The 16,952-nt window shown below is 43.8% G+C and carries 10 protein-coding genes and 2 rRNA genes; 6 read left to right on the forward strand and 6 right to left on the reverse strand.

Translation table 11 applies throughout. The features are described 5' to 3' along the window. A partial coding sequence (locus ACFSRY_RS12705; RefSeq protein ID WP_377507939.1) for a YicC/YloC family endoribonuclease occupies positions 1-835 on the reverse strand: 835 nt, incomplete at its 3' end. 359 nt (positions 836-1,194) lie between these two features. On the opposite strand from ACFSRY_RS12705, the gene ACFSRY_RS12710 reads away from it, so the two are divergent. Then, positions 1,195-2,730 (forward strand): SulP family inorganic anion transporter, encoded by a 1,536-nt coding sequence (locus tag ACFSRY_RS12710; protein WP_377507942.1) that lies wholly within the window; start codon positions 1,195-1,197, stop codon positions 2,728-2,730. 117 nt (positions 2,731-2,847) lie between these two features. Here the strand turns inward: ACFSRY_RS12710 and ACFSRY_RS12715 are convergent, their stop codons facing one another. The 3 genes from ACFSRY_RS12715 to ACFSRY_RS12725 are packed head-to-tail and all read right to left on the reverse strand — an operon-like array spanning position 2,848 to position 8,286. Then, positions 2,848-3,999 carry a serine hydrolase domain-containing protein gene (locus ACFSRY_RS12715; RefSeq protein ID WP_377507945.1) on the reverse strand — a complete coding sequence of 384 codons (1,152 nt, stop codon included), beginning with the start codon at positions 3,997-3,999 and terminating at the stop codon, positions 2,848-2,850. Positions 4,000-4,007: 8 nt separating this feature from the next. Beyond that, positions 4,008-7,193: a hypothetical protein gene (locus tag ACFSRY_RS12720; protein ID WP_377507948.1), complete on the reverse strand. Its 3,186-nt coding sequence runs from the start codon at positions 7,191-7,193 to the stop codon at positions 4,008-4,010. A gap of 4 nt (positions 7,194-7,197) precedes the next feature. After that, on the reverse strand, positions 7,198-8,286 hold the full coding sequence (locus ACFSRY_RS12725; RefSeq protein WP_377507951.1) for an NAD(P)/FAD-dependent oxidoreductase: 1,089 nt from the start codon (positions 8,284-8,286) through the stop codon (positions 7,198-7,200). Between the two features lie 83 nt (positions 8,287-8,369). On the opposite strand from ACFSRY_RS12725, the gene ACFSRY_RS12730 reads away from it, so the two are divergent. The 5 genes from ACFSRY_RS12730 to ACFSRY_RS12750 all read left to right on the forward strand — a co-directional run bounded on the left by ACFSRY_RS12730 (position 8,370) and on the right by ACFSRY_RS12750 (position 16,311). Beyond that, complete coding sequence (locus tag ACFSRY_RS12730; protein WP_377507954.1) at positions 8,370-9,005, forward strand: MBL fold metallo-hydrolase; 636 nt, start codon at positions 8,370-8,372, stop codon at positions 9,003-9,005. A 20-nt stretch (positions 9,006-9,025) separates the two neighbouring features. Then, positions 9,026-9,730 (forward strand): CDP-diacylglycerol--serine O-phosphatidyltransferase, encoded by a 705-nt coding sequence (gene pssA / locus ACFSRY_RS12735; protein WP_377507957.1) that lies wholly within the window; start codon positions 9,026-9,028, stop codon positions 9,728-9,730. Between the two features lie 260 nt (positions 9,731-9,990). After that, complete coding sequence (porU, locus tag ACFSRY_RS12740) at positions 9,991-13,839, forward strand: type IX secretion system sortase PorU (RefSeq protein WP_377507960.1); 3,849 nt, start codon at positions 9,991-9,993, stop codon at positions 13,837-13,839. Between the two features lie 49 nt (positions 13,840-13,888). Continuing rightward, entirely contained in the window at positions 13,889-15,004 is a 1,116-nt protein-coding gene (gene porV / locus ACFSRY_RS12745) for a type IX secretion system outer membrane channel protein PorV (RefSeq protein WP_377507963.1), read from the forward strand. A gap of 17 nt (positions 15,005-15,021) precedes the next feature. After that, positions 15,022-16,311 carry a M16 family metallopeptidase gene (locus ACFSRY_RS12750; protein ID WP_377507966.1) on the forward strand — a complete coding sequence of 430 codons (1,290 nt, stop codon included), beginning with the start codon at positions 15,022-15,024 and terminating at the stop codon, positions 16,309-16,311. 306 nt (positions 16,312-16,617) lie between these two features. On the opposite strand, the gene rrf is transcribed toward ACFSRY_RS12750, so the two are convergent. Beyond that, positions 16,618-16,729, reverse strand: a 5S ribosomal RNA gene (rrf, locus tag ACFSRY_RS12755). Between the two features lie 97 nt (positions 16,730-16,826). Further along, positions 16,827-16,952: ribosomal RNA gene (locus ACFSRY_RS12760) — 23S ribosomal RNA — on the reverse strand; the annotation flags it as partial.

A 16,952-nucleotide genomic window follows, 5' to 3' on the forward strand; every position in this document is an offset into this window, starting at 1 on the left:
TCATCTCCACCACATAGTGCTGAATTTTGGAATCATTAGCCTTGGATCCGATTGTATTTATTTCCCGCCCGATCTCCTGTGAAATGAAGCCTAGCTTTTTACCAGTTGGCTCCGGCAGGTACACTGTTTCGGTAAAGTAATGCAGATGGTTTATCAATCGCACCTTTTCTTCCGCAATGTCTAGTTTTTCCATAAAATAGATCATCTCCTGCTCAAAGCGGTTTTTATCAAATTGCTCAGAAGCTGATATTTCAGCCAGATGCCCCTTTACCCTTGCTCTGATATTTTCCATCCGCACAGGATCATGCTTTTCTATTTCAGCCAAAAGGATTCTGATTCTGTCAATGTAAGACATAATCTCGGCAGTCAGAGCCTTACCCTCGTCAGCTCGAAAAGCATTAATATCCTTCAATGCCTCTGCCAAAAGAGGCTGTACTACCTCCCACTCAGCATCACCGGCTTCGTCTTCCTGCTCTTGCTGCATTACATCGGGCATATGAAGCGCCAACCGGAAAAGGTCCTGCTTCGAAGAAGCTCCCACCTCATCAGCTGCTTTGCTCAGCTCCTGGTAGTAAGCCTGCAAAAGCTCCTTGTTTATTGTATTCCTGGCCTTCTGTGATTTGTTTCTGGTGTAGTCAACATTTACTGTCACTTTCCCTCGCACCAGGGCCTTCGTTATCATATTGCGTATCTCGTACTCCTTCTCACTTAAGTAGCGGGGAGTACGAACTATCAGATCCATACCTTTTGAGTTCAAAGATCGGATCTCCACCGAAATCGTGTATTGGTCGGAATCAAGTCTGGCACTGCCAAAACCTGTCATGGACTGCAACATAAGCTCTTTATAAAATGATACTCTGGCAAATTAGGGATAATTATTCACTTTTGCTTGTCATCCTGCACTAAAGCTGCCAAATCCTGTTTCATAAGTAGTGATCAGCACAATCAGACTTCTTTCAATTTCACACTACCCATGTTCCGTTAAAATAAAGTTCGTACTTTTATACCCGAAATGAAAAGAAATACGCCATTCCTAAAGCTCACTCCACCGTGACCTGCAATTTGTAAGGTTGTTAAACCTTACAAGACTCCTATTTCCTTATTTCTTAAAACTCACTTTTAATACACCTATAGATTGGGTGCATATAGGTATGCTGTACTTATATGTATCTATAGAATATTCCATTATAAATCATGTTATACAGTCCTATAAACTTTAAGGAGATCAATTACAAGAACGAGATCTTATCAGGTCTTACCGTTGCACTGGCATTGGTGCCGGAGGCTGTAGCGTTTGCATTTGTAGCAGGTGTCGAGCCTTTGGTTGGTTTATATGCTGCCTTCATTGTTTGCCTTATCACCTCTGTTTTCGGAGGGCGCCCCGGTATGATATCCGGTGCAACGGGGGCACTTGCGGTAGTAATGGTAAGCCTTGTTTCGACACATGGCATTGAATACCTTTTTGCAGCAGTGGTGCTGATGGGCATCATCCAGATCTTATTCGGAGTGCTTAAGCTCGGTAAATTTATCAGGCTTGTTCCTGAGCCAGTAATCTATGGCTTCGTGAATGGCCTTGCGATAGTCATTTTCATGGCGCAGTTCGGACAGTTCAAATTGCCAGCGGCTAATGACACTGGGTTTGCCTGGATAAGTGGCGTCCCTCTTTATACTATGCTAGGATTGGTAGCCTTAACAATGGCTATTATATACCTGCTTCCTAAAATCACTAAGGCTGTACCGGCTGCCCTTACTGCCATAGTAACAGTTTCTGCTATTGTTATCGGCTTAGGTCTGGACACAAGAACAGTTGGTGACATGGCCTCAGTAGGTGGTGGCTTACCTCAGTTCCATATTCCTATGGTGCCTCTAAACCTAGAGACACTATATGTTATTTTACCCTATTCCCTTATTCTTGCTGGCATTGGCCTGCTGGAATCGCTGCTAACCTTAACCTTGGTAGACGAATTAACAAATACCCGTGGCCGCGGCAATCAGGAATCCATGGCACAGGGAGCTGCTAACTTAATCGGAGGTTTTTTTGGAACGATGGGTGGCTGTGCAATGATCGGCCAGAGCATTATTAATGTTAGCTCCGGCGGGCGTACAAGATTATCAGGCATTACAGCTGCGATAATGCTTTTGGTATTCATTATGTTTGCCTCCAGCCTTATTGAAATGGTTCCCTTAGCGGCCTTGGTTGGACTGATGTTTATGGTGGCCATTGGTACTTTCGAATGGGCAAGCTTTAGAGTTCTGCGAAGAATACCAAAGTCTGATGCCATTGTAATGATCGCTGTTACAGTACTTACTGTAATATTTGACCTTGCTATTGCCGTTGCTATAGGTGTGGTTATAGCCGCTTTAGTATTTGCCTGGGATAGCGCTGTTCGCATCCGTGCCCGCAAGTATGAAGACGATCTAGGCGTGAAGCACTATGAAATATTTGGCCCGCTCTTCTTCGGCTCTACTACTACCTTCCTCGATAAGTTTGATGTAGCCAATGATCCGGAAGAGGTGGTAGTTGACTTTAGAGAATCACGTGTAGTAGATCATTCAGGAATCGAAGCACTCAATAAGCTCACCGAGCGTTACCTGAGAACTGGGAAAAAGCTGCACTTGCGCCACCTGAGCGAAGATTGTCGAAAACTACTGAACAAGGCCGGGGACATAGTTGAAGTTAACATCATCGAAGACCCTCACTATGCTGTAGTAACAGATAAGCTTTCCTAAAGCCGGTTAGTTAATCTGAATAAATAAATCCCGCTGCCACCTATTTTAGATGTGGCAGCGGGATTTATTTTTAAGCCGACAGTGCTGTTACAGCTTGGCAGTAAAGAGCAGTGAACTCTAATCTACCTTATCATTTACAGCATCTATCATGGCCATTACCTCACCGGGATGCTTGCCTATTCGTTCGGCTCGTTTTTTCCCTAAGCGCACGATCACTATGTCCTTTTCTGGTATTACTATAATATACTGTCCCAGAATACCACGCGCATAAAATATATCCTGCCCTTTATAGTTTGGCAAAAGCCACCACTGATACCCATAGAAATCAACCTTTTCTTTATCACTAGCATCAACTAATCCACTTGGAGTAATGGAGGCTTTTACATAAGAGGGAGAGATGATGGTATCACCATTCCAAACCCCGTTTTGCAGGTAAAGCTTTCCTAGCCGGGCAAAGTCGCGGGCGTTAGAGAAAAAGCAACAATAGGCTTTCTCAATACCTTTTGGCCTGTCTATACTCCATTCAGCATCTTCTTTGGCCCCTAAAGGCTTCCACAACTTTTCTTCTGCATACTCACTCAGGTTTTTACCAGTCGCCGCCTTTAGTACAAAGCCCAATACCTGCGTATCTCCACTTTTATAGGTAAACTCCTCCCCTGGCTCCTGTACAGGCTTTAGTCTTGCAATTATCTTTTCGAGATCAGAACCATAGTAAGCCTCTGTTGTCATAGATAAAGGGTTACTGTACGACTCGTCCCAGTTGAGACCAGAACTCATCCAGAGCAAGTGCTTAATCTTTATTTTCGCTTTATCTCCTTCTTTAAATTCCGGAAGGAAATCCCCTACTGGCTGCTCTACACTTTTGATCTTCCCTTCCTTTATAGCAATACCTATCAGCATGCTCACAATACTTTTAGCCATAGAGAAGGAATTGCTAAGGGATTCATCAGAGTAACCATCCCAGTACTGCTCATACAGTATGGAGTCCTCTTTAACAACAAGAAAAGCGACAGATTCAATCTCCTCATGCAGCCGCTCCAGATCAGATGGCATTTTAAGCTTGTTGTATTTCTCAGAGAGGGGCCAGGGTTGAGATTTGAAGGGTGCATCAATTTCCCGTTGCTCAAATATCTTGTGATCATCAATATCCGCGAAGTTGTAGAGTACGGCTTTGTAGATATAGCTCTTTTCAGCCATATGCACCCAGGCTGCTAAAAGGCCTATTAGAAGCACTGCTCCAATGCCAAAACGTCTTGCTTTTATACTCATGAAGTAGCTTAGAAGTCGTAGCCCAGAGTTATGTAGAATTTAGGGCCTTTGCTTTCATAATCTTCTTCCCCCCAGGCTACATCAAGCTTACCATACACACCTAACAAGGTCGTACGGGCACCAAAGCCATAGCCAACCAGGAATGGATTGCGATAGTTTATAACAGTTATTTCAAACGGATTCCTTTCTGTTGGGCTAGTACTACCTCCTACAATCCGTGTGTTGATTGAGTTATTACCTGTGAAAGGGTTAGAACCATTATAAGCAGAGCCTGCATCCGCAAAAGCTGTCAGCTGTAGATTACGGAAAAACCCGGATGGGATGGGACCATTGTAAAGGTATTGTACAATAGGAACCCGCAGCTCCACATTAGCGAGCAAGTACCTGTTACCATTCCGTGTATTGAAGTTAAAGCCGCGCAATGGAGTAACATACTCCAGATAAAAGATATCAGCAGGCGTTTCTACCAGTATGTCATTTTGCTCGTTCTCATCATCCTCATCTGCGAGCAGCCAGTTATCCATACCACCGATCAGGAACTTTTTAGGAGAGTTCCCAAAGAAAGAACCGTAGCTTAAGCGTGTGGCTAAGGTAATCTGTCGATGTATCTTCTGGTAATGGCGCAGATCTACGTAAAACTTACTGAAGTTTACAGCAGATTCCCCGAAACCTTTCAGAGAAAGTATACCAGCTTTCATTCGGGTACCTTCTATCATGTTCACACCTGTTGCCACTGAATTATCATATACCAACTCCACGTTACCACCACCAAAGTTGATGATACTATCTGGGGTAGCGAAGTTATTAATGAACGTGAAACGGGTATTCACAAACTTAGGCTGTGCTCTGATGCTAGTACTGTGACTTAAAGGATAAACCAGTGTCGGCGAGAACTCATTTTTGCCGAAGCGCAGTACAGCACCAGTCTCTTCCACCTGCGTAACAATCACATCTCTCCTGAACTGCATCCCCAGGTCAACCCTGTTTTTCAAGTTCATGTATTCAGCCCACAGGCGACTTGTTTCCAGGTCTGTTCGCAGGAAGGCACTACCACGTATATGATGGTTCTCGAATAAGTCGCTCATGTTAACACCCGCCACGATACCAAATCCAAGTTGTGGGTCGGCATAAACAGAGGTTACAATTTCGTGTACACTAAAGCGAAGATCGTAATCAAGCGGACCTGCCATCTGAACAGTCGGATCTGTGGCTCCTGCTCTTCTTACAACTGTTTTAGGTTGTGTTTTTGATTGTTGTGGCTCTGCTTTATCGAACTGGTAATTCTCAATGTTTATCTCTCCCTTCGTTCGGGTAGAATCTTGTTTTGTAGCTTCTTTTTCAAGCAGCTTTCGTGTAGCAGCGGCCTGCTGAGGTACCCGCACCCTTGTCTCTAATATAATCTGCCGAGAGGTTTTAGGAAGGGTATTTAAGTTAGTTGGTTCGAAGTTCGGAAGCAGGTACACAAAATCCACGGAACGATCTTTTGCCACAAAGGCTAAAGTATTGTTAGATGCCACATAATCATAGTCCTCTATGCCTTGTATAAAATTTGTTAGAGGCTTAATACTATTCGAACTAAGATCATAGCGGTATAAGCTACTCACACCACTCGACTCACCTAAGTACAGGATATTACCGTCTTCTGTAGAGCGTGGCCTTACTTCGCTGGCAATAGAATTTGTTATCTGGCGCAGATTAGAATTTGGTCCCTGGCGCTCTAAAAGAAAAATATCATAGTTGTTTACAATACCGGCAAAAGTTGGTGTTTCTGTTTTTCCTGTAGTATCTACCCAACGATTGGAGCTAAACACAATATGGTTGGTACCTCTCAGGAAAGCCGGCTGAATATCATCATAAATATCTTTTGTCAGCTGCTTTTGCAGGCGTCCATTAGCATTAAGCAGAAAAATATCATTTTGGCCATTTTGCGTTGCACTCACCACAAGCTCCTTTCCATCTTCAGAGTAGTTCATGTCATACACCTGCGTAAACTGATCTAGCGTTACAGCTGGCGTTGTAAGGTTCTCATAAAATGGTATAAGTGAAAAGCGGTTCCGGGCATCTACCTGTCGCAGCGTCATTTTCCCGCGGCGCGCTTCTATGAACCCAAGTTGGTTATTGGAACGCCATGCAAGCACAGGAATAGCATAATCAACCATTTGATCCAGAGTTTTGTACCCCCCGCGCCAAACTACTTTGTCTCGCTTCGTCTGTACATCCTGCACTATTATTTTATAGTTACCGTTATCAATCTCTGCATAGGCCAGCATAGTACCCGCCGGGTTTAACACTGGCTCGATGTACTGGTGCCGCCGCTTGTTCTTGTTAAATAGCTTGGCAGACTCAGGCATACTTACCAAAGGATTCTCTGTACTGGTATTAATCTGGATATAGTAGTTATACCAGTCCTGCAGGAAACGCTTGTAAGGTATGTTCAGACTGCTGGTAATACCAATCTCCACATCACGGGTAATGCGGGTCAGGTTCAGTATATTTTGAATTGAGGTATAGCCATAGCGCTCAGCTATATAGTTCCAGATCGATTGTCCGGCAAGTTCAGGATTGCGGGCAAAAAACACCTCCGGACGTTGCTTGTCTTCCAGCAGCATATCACGCATGAAGTTATCCATGCGCATGCTCCACCCCTCTGCTGTGTAAGCGGCTGCTCCACTGATAAACCAGTCTGGCAGGCGCAGCAGGTAACTGCTTTGCAAGGCCTCTTTCAGACTACCGCCATACATCATATCGTTCAGCAGCAGGTCTGTAATACTATAGCTTAAGTCGCGTTTAAAATCGGTTTGCGTGTCATTGAAGGCAAGTTCTATCTTGTTCTTCATGAAAAGCGTTTCACCCCCAGTCTGGTGTTGATCGCTGTTCAGACCAATGTTACTCTGCCGCAGGTCGGTGGTAGAGTTATAGAGAATAAGCGTTATTTTTGAATAAGGGTAATACCCGATCAGGCTGGTGATGCGCTTTAGCTCCTGCTCAGCATATTCGGCTGCATTCTGGGCAGCCATCTTTCCCCCGTCGTAGAAGTAAACATTAAAGTTCTGGGTGCTGTACAGTTGCCAGTCAAAGTTTTTATATTGTATCCGGCTCTTGCCAAAAACATCGCGACCAGGCTGTGCCTGAAGGGCGCCTCCTGCCAGAGAACAAAGTAAAAACAGCAACAATAACCTAGTATAGAAACGCATGCACTTAGGGTTGATGGTTATGGTGTTCTTTATAGTTGTAATATAACGAAAAATAACGCGAAATATGTATCTCCGGCATCAGGTTAGCTTTACCTTCCAGGGCATCCGCAAAATTTTGCGCCAGGTAAGGCGCCATCAGCACTCCTTTAGATCCCATACCATTAAACACATTTAACTGCGAATGCTCCGGATGCTGACCTGCCAACGGTCGTCTGTCACGAACGGCGGGTCTGATACCTGCCCAATGGTTTTGTACGCTGAACTCCTGTGAAGTAATTTGCTGAAAGCGCTCTTCAAGTTCTTCCTTTCCGGCCGGTGTAACTTCCTCATCAGGTTGGCGCCAGTTATATGTTGCACCGATTTTAAACCTGCCCTCGCCTACCGGAACAACGTAAACAGCTTTGTTATAGATGCATTCAGGGGTAAAATTCTGTGTCTGCACTTCCAGCACTTCTCCCTTTGTAGGCTGCAGAGGCAGCCATTTGAAGTAAGGGTTGTTCACTACCTGGTACCCTTCACAAAAAACAAGCTGCTTCGCCTGAGCATCTTTGTACCTTACCCCTTCGCTGGTTAGTGCCAGGTGCGCTACATCAAACCGCTCAGGCAGCAAAAGCCCCTTTTTTAACAGTTCTGCTGTAAGTAAGTTTAGTGTCTCAGCCACTTTTAAATAGCCGCCCCGCCCGATCATGATGCCTCCATAGGGGTCGTGAATATCGGGTTGATTTATAGTTTGTGTATAGGTGGCCAAGATATAGTTATGCCAGCCTTCACCAGCGCTTTTTGCCATCCAGGTATTTTGCTCCTCTACCGAGGAGAAAATCTTATAAATTGGTTTGTGCACAAATAGCTCCTGCCCATAACGCTCCTCCAGTTCACCATAAAAAGCATCAGCAGCAGGTATAAACTCATCTGCCATCCAGGATTTGGCGAATCTTTTTCCTGCTATTGGATTTACAAGGCCCGCCGCCACCTTAGAAGCAGAATTTTCTTTTGGCTCATCAATTACCAACACCTTAAATCCGCGTTTGCGTAGGGTATACCCCAGAATGGCACCGGCCAGGCCATGGCCTACAACTATAAAATCGTAATTCATAAAGGCAATTTACAAGATGTACAGGTGAAATTTGTAACTTAGAAGCCAATTTTGTGGGTTAAAAGACAAAAAAGAGAATAGCTATGACGGTAACCTGCCTTACCTTTAATCCCTTTCAGGAGAACACGTACCTGCTGCACGATGACACGAAAGAGTGTGTAGTGATAGACCCGGGCTGCTATGAGAAGCACGAACAGGAAGAACTGAAGAAGTTTGTTAAGGATAATGACTTAAAAGTGGTGCGCCTTCTGAATACGCACTGCCATATAGATCATGTGCTTGGAAACAAATTTGTAGCCGATACCTATAACGTTCCGCTGGAGATCCATCCGGATGAAGAACAGATACTCCGTGCCGTGCCTACTTATGCTCCGAATTATGGTTTCCAGCTGTATGCAGAACAACTGCCGGAGAAATACCTTAAAGAAGGCGACATTGTTAAATTTGGCAATACTGAACTGGAGGTGATTCTTGCACCTGGCCATGCTCCGGGTCACGTTGTTTTCTATAATAAACCAGAAAAGACTGTGATTGGGGGTGATGTACTCTTCCAGGGTAGCATTGGCCGCACTGACTTACCCGGTGGGGATTTTGATACCCTTATCCAAAGCATAAAGACCAAGCTTTTCACCCTTCCGGATGATGTTACCGTTTATTCCGGTCATGGTCCTGAAACTACTATTGGGTACGAGAAAAAGTATAACCCTTTTCTGCGGTAGCCCCTTATTGCACCCTTTGCATGAAAAAACATATACCTAATGCCATCACTTGCCTTAACCTGTTCGCAGGTTGCCTGGCGCTGTACTTTGCCTTTCACGACAAGTTAGTTTATACAGCTTACTTGGTTGCCATTGCCGCCGCATTTGATTTTCTGGATGGCATGGTTGCGCGTGTATTAGGTGCCTACTCTGAAATTGGGAAACAACTCGATTCTCTGGCAGACATGGTTTCATTCGGCGTGGTACCAGGAACTATTATGTTCATGTTGCTGCAGAAATCGGGCAACACCATACTTGGTTTGCCAGCTGAAACAATAGCTTTTTCCGGTTTCCTGATAACTATATTCTCAGCACTCCGCCTTGCTAAATTTAATATTGATACACGGCAAACTACTTCTTTTATAGGGCTGCCTACGCCAGCCTGTACTATTTTTGTAGCCTCATTGCCACTTATATTGGCGAACGGAAGTCTCATCCATTATGAAATCATACTAAACCCGCTGCTACTGCTTTTTTTTACTGTACTCTTGTCCTTTTTACTGGTGGCGGAGCTTCCTCTTTTTGCGCTTAAGTTCACCAATTTAACGTGGCAGGACAATTCTGTGCGGTTTATTTTTCTGATCCTGTCAGCTATCCTGATTGCTCTTTTACAATTCGCAGCTATACCACTGATCATCGTTTTATACGTACTGCTGTCTTTTTTCAAAAAAACCTCACATTCCTAAAAATGATTGGCAAAATATAGTGAGCCTCATTAGACCTTGTTATACCTCCAGGTAAAGCTGTACTGTCAGGATCTATCGTAGAAAGCAGGGATGCATACAGAAAGTTGCCGGCTAGTCTTCATGCAATCTTCGCTTTAGATCTTAAGCAAGCCTGAAACCTTGCTGTATAACAATAATTTAGCTGTATATTTGTTAATTAGTAAACACTGGCGGGACAACATTTTTCCTAGAAGTGTTCTCTATCAAAAGCATGGTTTAATATGGGCCTTATTCGACTAGTTTTTGCTTGCACATTTCTTTTACTGAGCTTACTGACGAGTGGTGCACAAGCCCAAACAAAGACTGCTATTAGCTGGAGTGGCTACGAGGAATTACCTCCTGCCAATGGACTTTCTGGCAAAATACCCACATTTAATGGCGCCACAGTAGATCACTCGCAGCACCTACCTTATTACAGGCTCCGCCTTCCGCTGCACCTCGATAGCTTTACGCTTACAGGCACTTCCTACCAAGCCTTCACTCCAGAGGATCAGAAGCTCTTCGGGAAGCAGTTGTTTGCTACAGCCCCTGCAGTAACTATAACAAACGCCACAGAGAACAAAATACCTCTGGCCATGGTGTCTATTCTGCCCATCCGCCTTAATCCGCAGACAAACCAACTGGAGAAGCTTATTTCCTTTAGCTACTCTTACACAAACAAAAGCAGCAATGCTGCTAATGCCCGCACCAGCACAAAAAACTTTACATCTAATTCTGTTTTAAGCAGCGGAGATTGGTATAAGCTGGCTGTTACTGCAACAGGTATTTATAAAATCGATAAGAGCCTGCTTCAGGCCCTGGGGGTAAATACGCAAAGTCTTGACCCTAAAACTATCCAGATCTTTGGAAACGGGGGCGGAATGCTTCCTCAACCTAATAGTTTGTCTCGCCCTGATGACCTAACGGAGAACCCAATCATGGTCATCGGTGAAACCGATGGAAAATTCGATGATGCTGATTATGCTCTTTTTTATGCACAAGGCCCTCACACCTGGAAGTATGATGATGTTAAAAAGCAGTTCGCACATACCTACAACGTATATTCTGACACAGCTTTTTACTTTCTGCGGGTAGGTTCAGCTCAGGGAGCCCGTATCAGTAGCCGAGTTCAGACTACGGGAGCCACTAAAGTTATCACCAGCTATAACGAACGTCAGTTTCATGAAAAGGACCTGAAGAACATGGTATTTTCCGGAAGGGAGTGGTATGGTGAAGAGTTTAGCTCCTTCACCCCTACTCGTGATTTCAGTTTCCCTGTTTCTGATGTTATTCCTGGCTCAGATGTAAAGCTCACTGCTTTCCTGATGGCAAACTCTCCTGCCGATTGTTCCTTTACAGTTAAGCTTAATAATCAGAACCTGGGAAACCAGCGCATACCGAGCAGGGGCAACTACTATTTTCATCCTGAGGGCGTAAATAGTATAGAATCATACCTTGTAGGGCAGCAGACCTTAGGTAATGGTTCTGAGTATAAAGTATCCTTAACCTTTGGAACTGGAGGTAGCTCTACGTCCTTAGGATATCTAAACTATCTGGAACTGAACTATGAGCGGCAACTAAAGCTTTACGGTGAGCAGACCAGCTTCAGATCCGTAGCCAGCACAACGGCACCCGTCAGTACGTTCAGAATAGCAGGAGCACCGACAGGTGCTATGGTTTGGGATGTAACCAACCCTTTGTCACCCGTTCTACAACAATCCTCGGCTGGCTCTGAACTAAGCTTTAGCACCTCCACGGAACTGCTAAGGGAATTTGTAGTGCTACAGGCCAATATCAGTAATAAACCCATAGCAGCAGGCAAGGTTGCCAACCAAAACCTGCACAGCCAAAATCAGAACGGACAGCTGGATTTTGTAATTGTTACACATCCTAAGTTTTTACAGGAAGCTAATAGGTTAGCCGAACACCGTAGAACACACAGCAACATGGAAGTTTTGGTGGTTACGACCAATCAAATCTATAATGAGTTTTCGTCAGGAGCTCAGGATGTAACCGCCATCCGAGACTTTATGCGAATGCTTTACAAGCGGAGCGGGAAAAGCGGCAGTGATCACATGTACCTGCTTCTATTCGGAGACACTTCCTATGACTACAAGAACCGGCTCAGCAATAACACCAACTTTGTTCCGATCTATGAGTCCCGGCAGTCACTTCATCCTATTTCTAGTTACTCCTCAGAAGATTATTATGGGTTCTTAGATGATGAGGAGGGCGAGTGGGTAGAGAACACAACCGGCGATCATTTCCTGGACATCGGCATCGGCCGGCTTCCTGCTAAATCAGCAGTAGAGGCCGCTAACCTGGTCAATAAAATAATTTCATACGACAGCCCCTCTCATTTTGGTAACTGGCGCAACCGGATAACTTTGGTAGCAGACGACGGAGATTATAACGAGCACCAGAACGATGCGGAATTCCTGGCTAATTTTCTTCAAAATAATGCCCCTGATTATAACCCAAACAAGATTTACATAGACCTGTACCGCCAGGTGGCTGTCTCCAACGGACAACGAGCACCAGATGCCGTGAGTGCTTTAGATAAAGCAATTGAACAGGGTTCACTGATCACCAATTATACCGGACACGGAAACGAAGTTAGCTGGGCCTCCGAACAGGTCCTTACAATACCGCAAATTAACCGATGGACAAATAAAGACAGGCTTACTTTTCTGCTTACTGCTACCTGTGAGTTTGGTCGCTACGATGATCCTTCGCGTCCGTCTGGTGCTGAAACCGCTTTGTTGAATCCTAATGGTGGTGCTGTTGGCCTGATTACGACCACACGGCCTGTTTACTCTAACGGTAACCGGGTACTGAACAGGAATTTCTTTAAGAGTGCTCTTACACCGGCAACCGCGACCAGACCTCGCCTGGGCGATCTTGTAATGAGCACTAAGAACAACAGCATTACTGATAATGTCAGTGGCTCTAAAGGTGTAAATAACCGTAATTTCACACTTCTAGCCGACCCTTCCTTGACCTTAGCTTCTCCACCTCTTGATGCTCAGATAACTCACATCAATGGTAAGGAAACAGCAGCAGATACTTTGAGTGCCTTAGGTAAAGTAAATTTAAAAGGTCATGTTACTACGTCGTCTGGCTCCGTAGCTTCAGATTTTAATGGTAACCTCAGACTTACAGTTTACGAAAAGCCTCTAACCCTCCGGACATTTGGAGATGAAGGCTCTCAGCCTCAGTCTATAAAAGTGCGTGAGAGTATTTTATATGATGGAAAAGCAAGTGTAAAAAATGGTGCCTTCGAGGTAACTTTTGTAGTACCGAAGGATATTGCCTACAACTACGGCAACGGAAAGATTTCTCTTTATGCTAATAACGACACACAGGACGCTCTAGGAGCAAACCAATCTATAATAATTGGAGGCACAGCTAAAAACGCGGAAGCAGACAATACTCCTCCAACTCTTAAGCTTTTCATGAATGATGACTCATTTGTTTTTGGAGGTCCTACTAAAAGAGATGCAGTGTTATTGGCAAAACTTTTTGATGAAAACGGAATAAATACAGCAGGATTAGGAATAGGACATGAGTTAACCGCCGTACTTGATGAGGATCGGGACAACCTGATTGTTCTAAATGATTACTACTCAGCAGAGTCCGATAGCTACCAGAAAGGAAACGTAAGATACGCTCTTAAAGACCTTGCTCCCGGGCCACATTCCCTTCGTGTGAAAGCCTGGGATACACACAACAATGCAGCCGAAGAATACATAGAATTTATTGTATCTAATGATAGTGAAATTGCGTTAGAACATGTGCTAAATCATCCTAACCCTTTTTCTACAAAAACAACATTTCATTTTGACCATAACAGACCCGGGGACAACCTTGAAATACAGGTACAGATCTATACCATATCAGGTAAGTTGGTAAAAACACTGGAAACAACTAGCTATGCCAGTAAGACACATTTTGCAGAATTATCGTGGAATGGCAGGGATGAATATAATGATGTGCTGGCAAAAGGCGTTTATATATATAAAGTGAATGTCCGCTCACAATTAGATGGCTCTAAGACTTCTAAATTTGAGAAGCTAGTAATTTTAAATTAAAATTAAACCTATTCTTTCTATATTTGATATAGTTATCAACAAACAACCTATGTATAAACAAAGTACTCTGATAAAGGCATTTGCTCTGATTTTAGCCTTAGCTTCAGCCCCCGTTGCTTTTGCACAAACTACTGTTGGTAGTGAAGCGGTTACCACTGCAGTACCTATACTTACTGTTGCTCCAGATGCACGGTCTGCAGCTCTCGGCGATGCTGGTGTTGCCCTAAGCCCAGATGCTAATGCTCCTTTCTATAACCCTGCAAAGCTTGGGTTTGTAAAGAATGACCTGAGTGTAAGCTTCTCTTATTCGCCCTGGTTACGAAACATTGTTGATGATATGTCTCTCAGCTACCTTTCGGGTTATAAAAGACTTAGTGAGACTTCAGCGCTTTCTGTTTCTCTCTTATATTTTGATTTAGGGGAAATACAGTTTATTGATGAGAACCGTATGCCAATAAGCGATTATAATCCTAAGGAATATGCAGTTTCTGTAGCTTACGGTCAAGCCCTGAGCGAGAACTTCAGTTTAGGTATCGGTGCACGCTTCATTCACTCTAACCTGGCTGGTAATGTTAATGTCGGAGGACCATCCTCAACATTTGAATCAGAACCTGGTAATACTGCTGCAGTAGATGTAGGTGTTTACTATAACAGAGATTTGGGTCAGACATTAAATCTGGCACTGGGGGCAAGCATATCTAATATTGGTGGTAAAATATCCTATACTACAAAAGATGAAAAGGATTTCTTGCCAACTAACCTAAAGCTCGGAACTGCAGTTACATATAACCTTGATGCTTACAACAAGCTGACATTTGTTGTAGATGCGAATAAGCTTCTGGTACCATCACCGGGTGCAGACAGCACTCAATCTGTTTTAAGTGGCATCTTCACCTCTTTCGGCGATGCTGATGGAGGATTTAGTGAAGAACTACAGGAGGTAGTCTTATCTGGCGGTGTGGAATACTGGTATAATAACTTATTTGCTGCAAGAGCGGGTTACTTCTTTGAGAACGAAAACAAAGGCGGCCGCAAGTACTTTTCTTTAGGACTTGGCCTTCGTTACCAGAAGTTTGGTATAGATGCTGCTTACCTGATTCCTAATGACCAAAACAATCCTTTGGCGGAGACGTTACGTTTCAGTATAGCGCTTAACTTAGATTAACAGAACCCAAATTTATAATGCTTGATAGAACTAAAGCTCCTGACATACATGAAATCGATGCAGTATCTTTGCAAATAGCAGAGATAACACATCTGGATAATGGGGCACGACTACATATTATAAAAAGCGAAACCCAGCCTGTCATCAGGCTGGATTTTGTTTTTAGAGCCGGTAAGTGGTATGAACCCGTTACAGGTGTATCAGATTTAGCCTCTAAGATGCTAATGGAAGGTACGCTAAACTACACCGCTAAACAGATAGCTGAAAAAATAGCTTTTTACGGCGCATCAATGGATATTAACCATGGCTATGACCGCACAGAGCTAACTGTGTATTGTTTAGCAAAATACCTTCAAGAGTTATTACCTCTCATGCTTGAAATTATTCAGAATCCTACATTTCCGGAAGAAGAATATAACCTGCTAAAGAAAAGGACGATTCAGACGCTGAAAGTACAAAGGCAGAAAAATAACTACCTTGCTACCCATGCTATGACAAAATTGATTTATGGAGAGAATCACCCCTATATTTTTGGCTTTGATGAACATGGTTTAGATAACCTCGAGTTAGAACAGCTAAAGCTATTTTATCAAACACGATACAGAACAGAGAATCTTGAAGTTTTCGCTTGCGGAGCGGTAGATAATGAGATGTATGATCAGTTAGCATCTAGTATCGAAAAGCTGTCTCTTCCGAACAATACAATAGCTGAGGGATCCATAGCTAATAAGGCTTTAGGAGACTCTAAAGGCAATAACTATAAGCTTGTTGAAATAGCTGACAGTTTACAATCATCAATTAGGATTGGCCGTCGTTTCCCATTAGACAGTAACCCTAATTACCTGAAGCTTAAGGTAATGAATGAGATTTTTGGTGGTTACTTTGGATCCAGGCTAATGAAGAACATTAGGGAAGATAAGGGATATACCTATGGTATTTATTCAGCTATATCCTCAAAGGAGAATGACACTTTATTTTTTATTGGTACTGATGTAAAATACTCCGTTACGGATGATACGATCAGTGAAATTATGAAGGAAATAAAAAAGCTTAAAGCAGAGCCTGTACCGGAGGAAGAATTAGACACAGTAAAGAACTATATGCTTGGCAAGTTTATCAATGACATTGCCACAATATTCGAGCAAGGTGACCGCTATAAGAAAATTGTTCTCCACAATCTTTCTATGGACTATTACAATAACTATATCACAACAATAAGAACAATAACCTCAGCAGAAATTACAGAACTGGCACAAAAGTATCTACAGGAAGAAGATCTTTTTACAGCCATTGCTGGTCGAAAGTAACGGACAGAGCATAAAAAAGCCAGAGCAAATAACTGCTCTGGCTTTTTTATGCTCTGTCTGTTACCTATACGAAATCCTACCGATCAAAAAACCTTAGCTTTTGCAACACAACTCTGCTTGATTTTGAACAAGATCAAATTTTAGCCAAAGGCATGTAAGGTTTTGAATATGTTTAGCTTCCTTAAAGTTGTTGTAGGAATTAGATGAGCCCTCCCGGCGCCTGCGCTTTTCATGTTTGTCGGCGGTGTTGGGGGGATGGGAATGAAAAAGGGGCAGCCTCCGTTTTGGATGCTGCCCCTTTGCTGGGGTTGGCGGCCACCTACTCTCCCGGGTGTGACCCCAGTACCATCGGCGCGTCCGGGCTTAACTTCTCTGTTCGGGATGGGAAGAGGTGCTCACCGGAGCCATAGCCACCATTATCGTCGCACGATTCGTTTGCCGTGCATAATGCTTTAAAAGTTTAGTTAACATGATTGGGGAGAGAGCGAGTAAGGGGCGGGCCGTGTTCCGGCCTTTTTGAGAACGCGCTCGGGCAATTAGTACCGCTCGGCTTTGCTGTCTCCAGCTTTACACCTGCGGCCTATCGACGTCCTCGTCTTGGACGGCCCTTAAGGGAGATCTCATCTTGGGGCGGGTTTCGC

This window comes from Pontibacter locisalis, from assembly GCF_042684605.1.
Lineage (GTDB): Bacteria > Bacteroidota > Bacteroidia > Cytophagales > Hymenobacteraceae > Pontibacter > Pontibacter locisalis.

What these genes read in the sequence shown, in the direction of transcription:
- ACFSRY_RS12720 (WP_377507948.1), bottom strand. Translation starts at nt 7,193, where the DNA reads ATGCGTTTCTATACTAGGTTATTGTTGCTGTTTTTACTTTGTTCTCTG.
- porV (WP_377507963.1), top strand. Translation starts at nt 13,889, where the DNA reads ATGTATAAACAAAGTACTCTGATAAAGGCATTTGCTCTGATTTTAGCC.
- ACFSRY_RS12725 (WP_377507951.1), bottom strand. Translation starts at nt 8,286, where the DNA reads ATGAATTACGATTTTATAGTTGTAGGCCATGGCCTGGCCGGTGCCATT.
- ACFSRY_RS12710 (WP_377507942.1), top strand. Translation starts at nt 1,195, where the DNA reads ATGTTATACAGTCCTATAAACTTTAAGGAGATCAATTACAAGAACGAG.
- ACFSRY_RS12730 (WP_377507954.1), top strand. Translation starts at nt 8,370, where the DNA reads ATGACGGTAACCTGCCTTACCTTTAATCCCTTTCAGGAGAACACGTAC.
- pssA (WP_377507957.1), top strand. Translation starts at nt 9,026, where the DNA reads ATGAAAAAACATATACCTAATGCCATCACTTGCCTTAACCTGTTCGCA.
- ACFSRY_RS12750 (WP_377507966.1), top strand. Translation starts at nt 15,022, where the DNA reads ATGCTTGATAGAACTAAAGCTCCTGACATACATGAAATCGATGCAGTA.
- porU (WP_377507960.1), top strand. Translation starts at nt 9,991, where the DNA reads ATGGGCCTTATTCGACTAGTTTTTGCTTGCACATTTCTTTTACTGAGC.
- ACFSRY_RS12715 (WP_377507945.1), bottom strand. Translation starts at nt 3,999, where the DNA reads ATGAGTATAAAAGCAAGACGTTTTGGCATTGGAGCAGTGCTTCTAATA.